Source organism: Streptomyces narbonensis, from assembly GCF_014649015.1.
Lineage (GTDB): Bacteria > Actinomycetota > Actinomycetes > Streptomycetales > Streptomycetaceae > Streptomyces > Streptomyces narbonensis.
In genome coordinates, this window is the sequence record NZ_BMSF01000021.1 from 64,469 (window position 1) to 76,497 (window position 12,029).

The window sequence follows — 12,029 nt, forward strand, 5'->3', positions numbered from 1 at the left end:
CCGTCGGGGCACCTCCGAGAGTACGTGCCTGGGGGCACCTCCCAGCGGTAGCTGGGGGAACGCCGCGGGGCAGACGGGAATGTGACGACACCCCCTAGGGTGTGGGGGTGTTTCCCCGAACCCCCCTCGCGAGCCCGACCCTGCCGCATGCCGCCCCCCTCGCGAGCCCGACCCTGCCGCATGCCGCCCGCCTCGCGAGCCCTTCCCTCGCCGACGCCGCCCTGCTCGCCCACACCGAGCAGGACCGCGCGTGGCCCCTCCTGGTGTGGGCTCCGGGACCGGGCGTGCGGATGGTGTCGAGCGCGGTCCTCGGCGGGGGCATCGGGGAGCGGGCCTGGGTCCTGAACGCACAGGTCCCGCCCGGCTACGGCCGGCTCGACCCCGTCGACCACCTCCGGGAGCTGGCCGCGGGGGCCGGGCTCGCCGGGCCCGGGGTGGGGCTCATGACGGCGGCCTCGGTCGAGGACCGGCGGTACGCGGCGGACGGCGGCGCCGAGGCCGTGGTGACGGCCGGGATCGGGGTACGTGGCTGGGCGGCCGCACCGGGGGCCGGCGGCGTCGCGGCCCCGCGCCCGGGGACGATCAACATCATCGTGTCGCTGCCCGTGCCGCTCACGGACGCTGCCCTGGTCAACGCTGTCGCCACCGCCACCGAGGCGAAGGTGCAGGCCCTCGTCGAACTCGGCGCGGACGCCTCGGGCACCCCGACGGACGCCGTCTGTGTGGCCGCGCCCTCGCCTGCCGGATGCGACCCGGACGCGGCCGAGGCCTTCGCCGGACCGCGCTCGCTCTGGGGCGCACGGCTCGCGCGCACCGTGCACCGCGCCACGTACGAGGCCTGCGCCGGTCTGCTCACCCCGTAGGGGGGGTGCCGCCCCCCTGGAGGGCGCCCGGCGGCATCAGCCGTGCGAGAGCAGCGCCGCCGTGAGTTCCGCCGCGCGCCGGTGCCAGAAGCCGGCGCCCCGGAGCATGGCGTGGCCGCCCGTCGGCATCGGGATGCCCGCCGCGTCCGCGCCCGCGGCGCGCGCCCTGCGAACGAAGTCCCAGGACTCGCGGGCCGAGGTGACGCGGTCGGTCTCGTCGTGCAGGAGGTAGAGCCGGCGGCCGCCGAGGTGGTCGACGGGCTCGCCGGCGGGGCACCAGGGTGCGAGGGCGACGACACCGCGGACGGCCGGGTCGGCGGCGGCGCTGAGTGCGGCGCGGCCCCCCATGGAGTGGCCCAGGAGCACGACGGGCACGGGACCGACGCGTTCCCGGAGCCGTACGAGGGCGGCCTCGGCGTCCCTGGCGGCGTCGGCCCGCTCGCCGTTCCAGCCGCGGTGGCGGTAGCGCACCTCGGCGACCAGCACGTTCCGGTCCCGGACCGCGCGGGTCACGGCGCCGACGAAGGGCCGCATGCGCAGCGCGGGCAGGTTGAGGGCGGGTGGCGGCTCCGGCCCGTCGGCCCGGCCGCCGTGGAGCAACAGGACCGCCGCGGCGGGAACCGTCGGTGCGCTGCGGACGAGCAGGGTGCCGGGCTCGGTCGGCCTCGCGCGGCAGCCGGTGCCCCGGGTCACCGGAAACCCGCGCTGCTCGGGCGGAGCGCGTGTCCGGATCGCCGCCACGCCATCGGGTACCTCCAGGAGTCGACCGTGTGGGCCGCAGTCTGTCATCACGGCGTCCCTGGTGTCCCGACGGGCCCGGGTGGAGCGGGGCAGGCGACCGTGCCCGGCCTGACGGAGAGGGAGAGTTTCGGGGCGGTGAGGAGGCCCGGGATCTGGAAGTCCTGGGCGGTGCCGACGATCCGGTCGAACTTGGCGTAGCGCGCCTGGATGCCGAAGCGGTGCTGCGGGCTGTCCAGCGGGTTGGCGAGGTACGCCCCGGCGGCGTCCTTGACCGTCTTCACGTCGGCGCCGTTGACGTTGAGGTCGACGATGCCGTCCATGTCGAGGACCCCGGTGGCGCTGCGCAGGTCGAGGACGGTGTTCTTGGTCCGGATCTCCCACGAGCCGGGGTCGTCGTCGCCCAGGGTGAGCATGAGCGTGTACGTGGCTCCCGCGATCTGCCGGCGCTGGCTGATGCACAGGCCGTTGATCACGCCGTCCGCGAAGCCCATGCGGAGCACCCGGACGGTGCCGGTGGTGCCGTCGGGCCGGGCGACGGCCTGGTCGACGACCGCGGCGCCGTACTGCGTCCCGTACAGGCTGCTGGTCGTGAAGTCGACGGGGCGGTCCTGGATCCGGAGGCCGACGGCGAGCGCGCCGCTCGCCAGCGCGGACCCGAGGCCGGCCGCCACCAGGAGGGCGGGCACGGCGACGGCGAGCGAGCGGCGCCAGTGGGTACGCCCTTCCGGGAGACGCCGGTGACGGGGACGGGGACGGTCGGAGCTCACGGGACGGTCACCGTGATGGTCCCGGGGAGGTGGACGGGGTTGTCGGTGGAGTCGAGGGCGGCGTGGTCGTCGACCGTGCGGATGGCGTAGATGTCGCCGACGAAGTCCTCGGCCCCGGCGGTGAGGGGGATGAGCGAACCGAAGAAGTCGAGCAGCCCCTGCACCCCGCAGATCTTGACGAGGACCCGGACGCAGACGTTGGTGATGTTCCCCCACATCGTGGTCGTCTCGGGCTTCCCCGTGCTGTCGTAGCCGCCGAGGGAGCCCTCGTTCGGCACGTCGATGGTGACGGTGTGCCCGGCGGCGCGCTGGGTCACGTTCATGTGCGAGCGGATCTTGAGCTTGGTGAAGGTGTACTGGGTCGTGGTCCTGGTCGTGCCGTCGGAGAGCCGGATGGTGACGTTCCGGTCGACGGTCATCGAGACGGCGACCATGCTCGCGATGGTGACGTGCAGCGGGTCGGGCGCGGGAAGGAAGGGCACGCCCAGCGGCGCGGGCGCGGCGGCGGTCCGGCCGGCGGCGCTGCTCGGCTGCCCGGACCAGACGGCCGTGGCCACGGCGAGGAGGAGGGCGGTCGTCACGGCGAGGAGCTTGGTGGGTGCGCGGCGCGTCATCCTTCCACCGCCTCGCGGCGCGGGCGCTTGGCGCCCCAGCCGACCGTCATCGAACCGCCGAGGACGCCGAGGGACATGCCGAGGAGGAACCCGCCGAGGTTGGAGACGACGAGGGACACGACCGCGAGGACCACGCCGATGAGCCCGAAGGTGTAGCGCTGGCCGGGCAGGGCCAGTGGGATCAGACCGCAGAGGATCATGCCCCCGCCGACGAGGTAGCCGGCCACTCCCCCGAATCCCGTGCTCACGATCAACTGGAGGGAGCTGAGGGAGAACTTGAGGACGGTCCATCCTCCGGCGATCAGCCACAGCCCGCCCCAGAAGGGCCGGGTTCGCCGGAAGGCCCGGAACCACCGGACCCACCGCCCGCACCGCTCCCTGGCCACCCCGGCCACCTGGGCCACCTGGGCCACCTGGGCCACCTGGGCCACCCTGCCCCTCCAAGTCCCCCTGGCCACCCGAGTCGCCCTGGCCACCCTGCCTGCCCAAGTGCCCCTGGCCACCCGAGCCACCCTGCCCGTCCGAGTCACCCGGCTCAGCACGTCGTGGCCGATCCCGCGACGACCCTGATCTTCAGGTCCGGCAGCACGAGCGCCCCCGCCATCTCGGCGTCGTACGCGGTCGCGTTCAGCCCGTGCAGGGTGATCGAGCTGCCTCCCTCGCCGCCCGCCGAGCCGAGGCCGAACCCGCCGGGCAGCGCGCCCGTGAGCGGCTTCCCCGCGACGGTGACCTGGTCGGCGGACTGGCCGAGTACCGCGTTCTGGAGGGTGGTCGGCCCGTACGCCTGCAGTTCGGTCGCCTGGATGTAGAGGTTCGACGCGTCGATGTCGGTGGTGAACGTGCCGGGCGGTGCGGCCGTCACCTTCTGGCCGCCCGTCAGGAGCAGCGAGTACGGGACCCCCGCGATCGTCTGGTGGACGATGCCGCACAGTCCGGCGAGCCCTGCGCTCGCGAATCCGACGCGCGCCATCGCGGTGTTGGTGGTCGTGCTGCCGTCCGGACGCCCGACGGCAGGGGTGTTGACGATGGCCCCGAAGCCGGAGCCCTCGACCCCGTTGGAGGTCAGGGTGAAAGGCTGCCCGGTGACGCTGAAGTTGGCCGCGAGCGCGCCCTGTGCCAGCGCGGTGCCCAGCAGACCGACGGCGAGCGCCGAGGGCACGAGGGCCAGGGCGCCGCGCCCCCAGCGGGTGCCGCGCCGGGTGCCGTCGGAGGCCTCGGCGAGCATCCGGGCGTTCCACTCGGTGACGGCGCGGGTGCTTCTCGCACGCGCCCGGCCGACGGGCGGGCCGAGACGGGTCGTCAGGTGATTCATACGGATCCGCTCCCCACGGACTCGGAGGGTGAGGGCAGGCGCGTTCCGGCGCCCGTCCGCGTACGGCGGAGGAGGCCGCCGCCCCGCTTCGGGGCGGGCTTCTCCGGCAGCCAGGCGAAGGCCATGGAGCCGCCGAGGACGGACAGGAACATGCCGAGGAAGAGCCCGCCGAGGTTCGACAGCGGGAAGGAGGCGACTCCCGCGATCACCGCGATGACACCGGCGGTGTGGCGCTGACCGGGGAGCAGCAGGATGAGCAGGGCCATCGCCATGAGGACGACGCCTCCGGCCATGCCCGCGATGCCGCCGACGCCGACCTGGAGGATCTTGCCGAGCGGTGCCATCGGCAGGAAGAAGATGACGAAGCCGCCGGCCCCGGTCCAGAGGGCCGCCCAGAACGGCCGGGTACGGCGCCAGCGGCGGAAGGCCGGGCGCGCGCCACGAGCGGCGGGACGGGAGACATCGGGGACGGGAGCAGGAGCTCCGGTCGGCTCGGGCGGCGGTTCGGCGGTCATGGGCCCTCGCAGTCGGGGGTCGGGTGGGGAGGAGAGGAGGGGAGGGGAGGGATGCCGGGGATCCGCGCCCCCGAGGGACACGGACCCCCGGCGATGTCGGTCCAGCCTCAGGCCGGCCTGAGGCCGGCCTGAGGCCGGCCTGAGGCCGGCCTCAATGCCGACGTCATGCCGGCGTCAGGCCGGCGTCATGCCCGACGGAAACCGGACTCGGGCCGGACGCGGGCCGGACTCAGCAGGGCTTGTCGCCGTGGGCGACCGCGATGGCGAGGTCCGGCAGGGTGATCGCGCCGGAGATCGTCGCGCCGTTGGCGTCGGCGTTGAGGTTCTTGATGTCGGTCCGGCCGCCTGTGGCGTCCAGGCCGAACTGGCCCGGCGTGCCGTCGCTGATGCCGGTGCCCTTGATCCCGGCGCCGTCGGCGGCGGCGCCGATCACGTTCGGGGTGGTGTCGCTCGCGTTGAGCGTGGCCGTGGCCGCCTTGAGCGACTGGGCGTCGAGGACCAGCTTGTTCGCCTGGAGCCCGGCTCCGGCGACGAGCTGGTCGCTCGTGAGCGGGGTCGCCGCCGCCGGTGAGGAGATGTTGAGCGACCAGGTGCCGAGGCTGCCGATGACCGGGAGGTTGACGGACTGGACGGCATGGACGCAGATGCCGTCGAGGCCCGCCTTGGCGATGCCGACCTCGGCCGCGCCCTTGGCCCCGCCGGCGTCGATGGTGTGCATGACCGCGCCGATGCCCTGCGGAGCGGCGACGGTCTTCGAGCTGAGGGTGAAGGGGACGCTCGTCAGCGAGAGGTTCGCGGCGAGCGCGCCCTGGACCATCGCCGTGGCCATGGCGGCCACGGCCGCGGTCGCGGGCAGGGCGAGGAACACCGATCGGCGCCAGCGGGTGACGCCTCTGTTCTCGCCTCGTCTGATCTCTTCCTGCATGTGAACTCCCACCGTCGTCCCGCACCGTCGGCACGGGGATGTGAACCCGGCAGCCGTGCGTCCCGCGGCCGGAAGGCCGGGAACGAATGACACTCCGGTGCCGCCTGTTCGAGAATTGGACAGTTATAGAGGAAGTGTCAATACTCTGGACAATCCCAAGGAGAAATCCGGCTGGACTAGGCTGACCCGATGGCACGGTTCAGGGAGACGGTCCGGACACTGCTGCGCGAACGCCTCCTGGACGCCGCGTACGAGGCGGTCGCGGAGCGCGGTTTCGACAAGCTCCGGATGGCACACCTCGCCGGCGCCGTGGGCGTCAGCCGGCAGACGCTGTACTCGGAGTTCCCCTCCAAGGAGGCGGTCGGCGAGGCCCTGTTCCAGCGTGAGCTGGAGCGCTGCCTGCTCGGCATCCAGCAGGGCCTGGACGCGCACCGGGACGACCTGCGCGCCGCCGTCGAGGCGGCGGTCGGCTTCACGCTCACGCTGGCCGGACGGAATCCCCTGGTCAGGGCGGTCCTGACGAGCACCGGGGAGGACGGCCTCCTCCCCTACCTCACGACCCGGTCAGCGGCCGCGTTCGAGACCGCGACGGCGATGGCCGACGCGTACGTCGCGGAGGTCTGGCCCGGCGTGGACCCGGTCGCGCGCGAGCTGGCCGTGGACGCGGCGGTCCGGCTGACGGCCAGCCACATCGTCCAGTCCACGGCGTCACCCGAGGAGTCGGCCCGCCGCGTGGCGGACACGGTGGTACGCGTCGCGCTGAGCACCGGCCGGGAGAACCTCGCGCCCACCATCCGGTAGACCGGCTCACGGCCCCGCCCCCTCCACCAGCCCCTGCCATCGCTCCAGGACGGGCCGGTTGTCGAGCCCCGGTGAGGCCGAGACGGGGAAGGCCCGCAGACCGACCCGCCCCTCGACGCGGCCGAGTTCCCCCCAGCCGTACGCCCGGGAGTCGTCCGAGAGATCAGGGTTGTCCCCCAGGTAGAAGAACGCCCCCTCGGGCACGGCCCGCAGCTCGGCCCGCGCCGACCGCGTTCCGTCCGGACCGCAGCAGGCGCCCGTACGGTGAACCTGCGCGGCCCACTGCGAGGCCACCACCCGGTGGACGGGCCCCCGACCCCGCTCCTGCAGGAGGACCTCGAAAGGCCGTTCCGGCGAGGAGCTGATGGCGACCCGGTCGCCCGGCAACCCGATCACCCGTTTGATGAGCAGCGCGTCCCGGCCGGTAGCCCGGAGCAGGACGACGTCGAAGCGGCGCGCCTCGCCCGCCGAACGCGGCGCGACGAGCACGCGGTCCCCGTCCTGGAGGGTCGGGGCCATGCTGGTGCCGTCGACGCGGACGCCCAGGGACGTGACGGCCAGCGCCGCGAGGAGGCAGAGCAGGACGCCGGCACCGAGGACGGCCCCGGCCGCCCGGCGCGCGTTCACCGCGGGAGGGTGGCGTCCGGGGTCCGGGCGGCGCCGGACCGGTCGATTTCGGTCATGGCGGGACGGTAGGCCCGGCGACGGACGGCGGCTGTGACCGTACCGCTCACGGTTGTTGACCGCCTTCACCCACCCCTCTCTCCCCCTTCGCCCACCGCCGTCGACCGCCTTCACTCACCGCCGTCGACCAACTTCACCCACCGCCGTCGACCAACTTCACCCACCGCGCGCCCGGTAGGCCCGAGGCGTCTCGCCGGTCCAGCGCCGGAACGCCCGGTGGAACGCGCTGGGTTCCGAGAAGCCGAGCCGCCGCGAGAGCAGCTCGATGGAGACCCGGCCGCCGGCGAGTTCGGCGAGGGCGTGGTCGCGGCGCACCTGGTCGCGCAGCCGTTGGTACGTGGTCCCCTCGGCGGCCAGTCGGCGGCGGAGAGTCTGTGGGCTGACGGAGAGCCGGTCGGCGAGTTCCTCGGGCGTCGGCACCGGCCCCGCGGGCAGGGCTCCCCCCATCAGGTGCCGTACGCGGCCGGTCACCGTACTGCCGTAGTCGGCGCAGACGAACACGTCGACGGGGGCCCGGCGGAGGAAGAGCCTGAGGGCCGCCGCGTCCCGCAGGACGGGTTCGTCGAGGTCGGCCCGGTCGAAGACGGCCGCCGTCCGCCGGGCGCCGAAGACGCAGGGCGCCCCGAACAGGAGGACGTACTCCTGGGCGTGCCGGGGCTCGGGGTAGGCGAACTCGACGCGCCGCAGGCCGATCCGGCGGCGGATGAGCCAGCTCGCGAAGCGGTGGGCGACGAGGACGGTGGACTCGGCGCCGAAGTGGAGCGGGTCGTCGTACCCGGCGACGTCGAACTCCATCCGGGCCTCGTCACCCCCGCCCGGCTCGACGAGCCGGAAGCGCGGGCCGGACGGGAAGAGGGCGTAGAAGGCCTGGCTGCGCCGGAGCGCCTCGCGCAGGTCGCGGCTGCCGTGGACCACGGCGTGGCCCATCATCGCGAAGGTCCCGACCTTGCTGGGCGCTGCGCCGAAGCCGATCAACTCGTCGTCGAGGATGGCCCACAGCAGCCTCACGAGCTGCCCGAACTGTTCCGCCGGCACCCTGGCATGGGCGTCGCCGAGCAGTTCTGAGGGCAGTCCCGCCCTGGCGAGGAGCGGCGCGGGGGCGACCCCCCGCCGCTCACCTCCCAGCAGTACGGCCCGTACGTGGTGGGCGCTGACCGTTGACACTTTCACCGCAGGGTGTCCATGTTCCGACACTCTACTAAGAACTGTAAGGCTCCCGAAGGGGCAATCCTGTGAACGGGGCACAGGTCGCACCCGTACCGTCGGGTGCCAACACACCAGTACGTGAAGGAAAGAGGGGCAGCACATGAGCGGAGTGGCACGCAGGACGGTGGTCTCGGCGGCCGGTGCGGCGGGCCTGGCGGCGGCGCTCGCGGCCTGCGGTGGCGGCGGCACCGAGGACAAGGGCACGGAGGAGCAGGCGGGTGGCACCCTCGCGCGGACGGGGGACATCCCGGTGGGCGGCGGCAAGGTCATCGCCGGTCAGGGCCTGGTGATCACGCAGCCGAAGGCCGGCGAGTTCAAGGCCTTCTCGTCCAAGTGCACCCACGCGGGCTGCGCCGTCAGCGGCGTCAAGGACGGCGCGATCGTGTGCCCGTGCCACCAGAGCCACTTCGACATGTCGGACGGCAGCGTGAAGTCCGGCCCGGCGACCTCCCCGCTGCCGCCGACGCCGATCCAGGTGGTGGGCGACGAGATCAGCTTCGGCTGACGGCACCCCCGGCTGACCCGTCGGCGGACCCTCCGACAGGCCTCCCGACGGGCCTCCCGACGGCCGTCCCGGCAGACCCCTCGCGCCCGGTGCGCCGGGGGGCCTTCCAGCAGCCCAGCACCTCGTCCGTCGTCGTGATCGTGGCGACGAGCGCGAGGGTGTTCCGGATCATCGCGGGGGTGTAGTCGGCGGGCACCCCCGCGATCGCGTCCCCGGGCACGACGACCGTGTAGCCGAGGTTCACGGCGTCGAAGACCGCGTTGGGCACGGCCACGTTGGCGGAGACGCCGGTGACGATCAGCGTCCGGCAGCCGAGGTTGCGCAGGAGCGCGTCGACGTCGGTGCCCGCGAGCGGCGAGAGCCCGTGCAGGCGCCGGACCACGATGTCCTCGTCCGCGACCTCGATCGGTTCGGCGATCCGCACGGCCGTACTGCCGCTGTGCTGCTGCACCGGCAGGCGGGCGGCGGCCCGGAAGAGCCGCGCGTTGGTGTTGGCGCCGCGTCCGTCGGGGCGCCGCTCGGCGACGGCGTGGATCACCTGTACGTCGGCCCCGTGCGCGGCGGCGACGAGCCGCGCCACGTTGCGCAGGGCTCCCGACGAGCGGGCCGCGGTGGCGAGTTCGGGCAGCGCGCTCTCCGGGCCGACGACCCCCCGCTGGCACTCGACGGTGAGCAGCACGACCCCGCCGTCCGGACGGATCCACTCCCCGAGCCGCTCTTTCGCACTCTCGCCCATGGTCTCCCCTTGCCTGTGCGCCGATGACCCTCCATGCTTTCTGACGTCTCATCAGAAATCCAGAAGGGTGCGGACGATGACCGTCGCACAGCGCCATGGACGCCGGATCATGATGACCCCGGCCGAGCTCGATTCCTTCCTCGCCGAACAGCGCACCTGCCGGGTGGCGACGGTGTCGGCCGATGGCCGTCCGCACGTGAGCGCCCTCTGGTTCGCCTGGGACGGCCGGTCACTGTGGCTGTACTCGCTGACGCGCAGCCGCCGCTGGTCGGAGATGCGCGCCGATCCGAGGATCGCGGTGGTCGTGGACGACGGCGAGGAGTACGGCGAGCTGCGGGGCGTCGAGCTGTCCGGCACGGTCGAGTTCATCGGGGAGGCCCCCCGTACCGGCGAACCGTTCCCCGCGCTCGAAGCACCCGAACAGCTCTTCGCCGCCAAGAACTTCGGCCTGGACGCGATGCCGCACGACGGCCGCCACGCCTGGGCGAGACTGACCCCGGACGCCATCGCGTCCTGGGACTTCCGGAAGATCTGACGGCTGGGCTTCACACGTTCGTGCGGTAGGTCATGAACCAGTGAGTGTCGAAGTAGCGGGCCATGGTGAAGGGGTGGTCCTTCTCGACGAGGATGCGGCAGACGAACTCTGCGGTCGAACAGTCGAAGGGGACGTTCTCGCCGTCGTAGGTCTGGACGGTGACGGGCCAGAGGTCAGGATCTCCGTCGTCGATCCGCCAGCAGTACAGGTTCTTGTGCTCGGTGCCCGCCCAGACGAGCAGGCCGTCCTCCTTCCAGTCGGTCCAGGGTTCCTGGTTCAGATGGAGGTACTCGTCGAAGGCGCCCTCCCCGAACGTCTCCACCATGCGTTTGAAGTCGCGGGGAAGACGCGTGCCCGTGCGCGTCTCGACCTGCGCCCAGTCGACGTCCGGTCGCCGGGGCGGCAGGACCCAGCCGGTGATGCCGATGAGCCGCTCGACCCAGTCTTCGTCCTGGCGGGCGATCCCCGCGGACAGTGCTTGTTCCTGTCGCGGGGTGGCCGCCAGCATCGGCACGATGTCGCCCTGCGCATCCATTGCCGTACCCGCGCCGAGCCACTGTCCCCCATCGGCCCAGGCCACTACCGTCTCGGCACGGTCTTCGAGGAGGTCGAGGAGGTCGAGGAGATTCGCGCCATGAACCTCGCTCACGCCCGGGGCCATGACGCCGTCCAGGACCAGGGCCCGTGGTTCCCCGTGAAGGGAAGCCAGCTTCTCGACCAGCGCGTGCGGGTCGATGTCCTGCGAGAGGTGCAGAACCCCGCTCGGCCGGGGGACCCGGTCCAGCAGGTTGGCGAGCATCGACTGAGTCAACTCCATGGAGGACAGCAAAGCGCACCCCACTGACAAGGGCCCGCGATCCGACTCCTACGAGGATCGAACAGGCCGTGGCCGTCAGCTCCCGAGAGGCTCGGCCGCCGCCAGCAGTGCCGCGACGACCGCCCGTACGGAGGGTCGGCGGCCCGCGTCGGCGCGCCAGGTGGCGTAGATGTGGCGCCGCACCTGCTGGCGTACGGGCACGAACACGACCCCGTCCGGCACCGGGCGGCCGAGCCGGGGCGTGACGCACACGCCGAGCCCGGCCGCGACGAGCGCGAGCTGCGTGTGGTGCTCCCCCGCGAGGTGCCCGATGCGCGGCTCGATGCCCTGTGAGCGCAGCGTGAACATCAGCCAGTCGTGGCAGAACTCGCCCTCGGGCCAGGACACCCATTCCTCGTCGGCGAAGTCCTCCAGGTCCACGGCCTCCCGCCCGGCGAGCCGGTGCCCTGCGGGCAGCGCCACGTCCGCCGAATCGTCCAGGAGGTGCGCCCGCTCCAGGCCGCCCGGCACCGGTGACCGCTTGTTGCTCCAGTCCAGGACCAGCGCGAGGTCCGCGTCGCCGCGCAGCACCGCTCGCACCCCCTGCTCGGGCTCCAGCTCGGTCGTCCGGACCCGCAGGTCGGGGTGTCCCTCGCGCAGAGCGGCGAGCGCGGCCGGGAAGAGCCCCCGGGCGGCCGTCGGGAAGGCGGCGGCCCGCACCTCGCCCACCACCTGGCCCCGCTGGGCCTCGATGTCGGCCTGGGCCATCTGGACCTGGGAGAGGATGCGGGCGGCGTGCTCGGCGAGGAGCAGCCCGGCGTCGGTGAGCCGTACCCCGCGCCCGTTCTTGGCGAGCAGCTGCTGCCCCACCTCGCGCTCCAGTTTGGCGAGCTGCTGGGAGACGGCCGAGGTGGTGACGTGCAGCCCGTCGGCCGCACCGCTGACCGAACCGTGCCGGGCGACGGCGTCGAGGGTGCGCAGGCGCTCCAGATTCAACATGTAAGCGATACTAAGGGAAGGGGTCGACCA

Annotated in this window: 16 protein-coding genes; 4 read left to right on the plus strand and 12 right to left on the minus strand. The window is 73.2% G+C overall.

Going from position 1 to position 12,029, the window contains the following annotated elements:
• Nucleotides 1–221: 221 nt before the first annotated feature.
• The gene (locus IE124_RS30020) at nt 222–863 is read left to right on the plus strand and encodes an adenosylcobinamide amidohydrolase (RefSeq protein ID WP_229833016.1); all 642 of its coding nucleotides are present in this window, start codon (nt 222–224) and stop codon (nt 861–863) included.
• A 36-nt stretch (nt 864–899) separates the two neighbouring features.
• Here IE124_RS30020 and IE124_RS30025 read toward each other — a convergent pair whose 3' ends face one another.
• The 7 genes from IE124_RS30025 to IE124_RS30055 all read right to left on the minus strand — a co-directional run bounded on the left by IE124_RS30025 (nt 900) and on the right by IE124_RS30055 (nt 5,737).
• Nucleotides 900–1,508 (minus strand): alpha/beta fold hydrolase, encoded by a 609-nt coding sequence (locus IE124_RS30025; RefSeq protein ID WP_229833018.1) that lies wholly within the window; start codon nt 1,506–1,508, stop codon nt 900–902.
• A gap of 143 nt (nt 1,509–1,651) precedes the next feature.
• Nucleotides 1,652–2,371, minus strand: a complete 720-nt coding sequence (locus tag IE124_RS30030; protein ID WP_189512390.1) for a DUF6230 family protein — start codon at nt 2,369–2,371, stop codon at nt 1,652–1,654.
• Nucleotides 2,368–2,985 (minus strand): hypothetical protein, encoded by a 618-nt coding sequence (locus IE124_RS30035; RefSeq protein ID WP_189512392.1) that lies wholly within the window; start codon nt 2,983–2,985, stop codon nt 2,368–2,370. Before IE124_RS30035 ends, IE124_RS30030 begins: the two co-directional genes overlap by 4 nt.
• Nucleotides 2,982–3,416 carry a DUF6114 domain-containing protein gene (locus tag IE124_RS30040; RefSeq protein WP_268246765.1) on the minus strand — a complete coding sequence of 145 codons (435 nt, stop codon included), beginning with the start codon at nt 3,414–3,416 and terminating at the stop codon, nt 2,982–2,984. The genes IE124_RS30035 and IE124_RS30040 overlap by 4 nt, the downstream gene beginning before the upstream one ends.
• A 104-nt stretch (nt 3,417–3,520) precedes the next feature.
• Complete coding sequence (locus IE124_RS30045) at nt 3,521–4,297, minus strand: DUF6230 family protein (protein WP_189512394.1); 777 nt, start codon at nt 4,295–4,297, stop codon at nt 3,521–3,523.
• On the minus strand, nt 4,294–4,812 hold the full coding sequence (locus IE124_RS30050; protein ID WP_189512397.1) for a DUF6114 domain-containing protein: 519 nt from the start codon (nt 4,810–4,812) through the stop codon (nt 4,294–4,296). Before IE124_RS30050 ends, IE124_RS30045 begins: the two co-directional genes overlap by 4 nt.
• Before the next feature lie 229 nt (nt 4,813–5,041).
• Entirely contained in the window at nt 5,042–5,737 is a 696-nt protein-coding gene (locus tag IE124_RS30055; RefSeq protein ID WP_229833011.1) for a DUF6230 family protein, read from the minus strand.
• Between the two features lie 189 nt (nt 5,738–5,926).
• On the opposite strand from IE124_RS30055, the gene IE124_RS30060 reads away from it, so the two are divergent.
• Nucleotides 5,927–6,538, plus strand: a complete 612-nt coding sequence (locus IE124_RS30060) for a TetR/AcrR family transcriptional regulator (RefSeq protein ID WP_189512399.1) — start codon at nt 5,927–5,929, stop codon at nt 6,536–6,538.
• A 6-nt stretch (nt 6,539–6,544) separates the two neighbouring features.
• On the opposite strand, the gene lepB is transcribed toward IE124_RS30060, so the two are convergent.
• Both lepB and IE124_RS30070 read right to left on the minus strand, forming a co-directional pair.
• On the minus strand, nt 6,545–7,165 hold the full coding sequence (gene lepB / locus IE124_RS30065) for a signal peptidase I (protein WP_189512401.1): 621 nt from the start codon (nt 7,163–7,165) through the stop codon (nt 6,545–6,547).
• Nucleotides 7,166–7,378: 213 nt separating this feature from the next.
• A complete protein-coding gene (locus tag IE124_RS30070) occupies nt 7,379–8,392 on the minus strand; it encodes an AraC family transcriptional regulator (protein WP_189512403.1) in 1,014 nt (337 codons plus the stop codon).
• Between the two features lie 136 nt (nt 8,393–8,528).
• Between IE124_RS30070 and IE124_RS30075 the strand changes: the two genes are divergently transcribed.
• The gene (locus tag IE124_RS30075) at nt 8,529–8,933 is read left to right on the plus strand and encodes a Rieske (2Fe-2S) protein (protein WP_189512405.1); all 405 of its coding nucleotides are present in this window, start codon (nt 8,529–8,531) and stop codon (nt 8,931–8,933) included.
• Here the strand turns inward: IE124_RS30075 and IE124_RS30080 are convergent.
• Nucleotides 8,920–9,669 carry a cysteine hydrolase family protein gene (locus IE124_RS30080; protein WP_189512407.1) on the minus strand — a complete coding sequence of 250 codons (750 nt, stop codon included), beginning with the start codon at nt 9,667–9,669 and terminating at the stop codon, nt 8,920–8,922. The genes IE124_RS30075 and IE124_RS30080 overlap by 14 nt on opposite strands.
• Nucleotides 9,670–9,745: 76 nt before the next feature.
• Between IE124_RS30080 and IE124_RS30085 the strand changes: the two genes are divergently transcribed.
• Nucleotides 9,746–10,204, plus strand: a complete 459-nt coding sequence (locus IE124_RS30085; RefSeq protein WP_189512409.1) for a pyridoxamine 5'-phosphate oxidase family protein — start codon at nt 9,746–9,748, stop codon at nt 10,202–10,204.
• Nucleotides 10,205–10,214: 10 nt separating this feature from the next.
• On the opposite strand, the gene IE124_RS30090 is transcribed toward IE124_RS30085, so the two are convergent.
• Nucleotides 10,215–11,021, minus strand: coding sequence for a hypothetical protein (locus tag IE124_RS30090; protein WP_229833012.1), 807 nt, complete (start codon nt 11,019–11,021; stop codon nt 10,215–10,217).
• A gap of 75 nt (nt 11,022–11,096) precedes the next feature.
• Entirely contained in the window at nt 11,097–11,999 is a 903-nt protein-coding gene (locus tag IE124_RS30095) for a LysR family transcriptional regulator (RefSeq protein WP_189512411.1), read from the minus strand.
• Nucleotides 12,000–12,029: the final 30 nt, after the last annotated feature.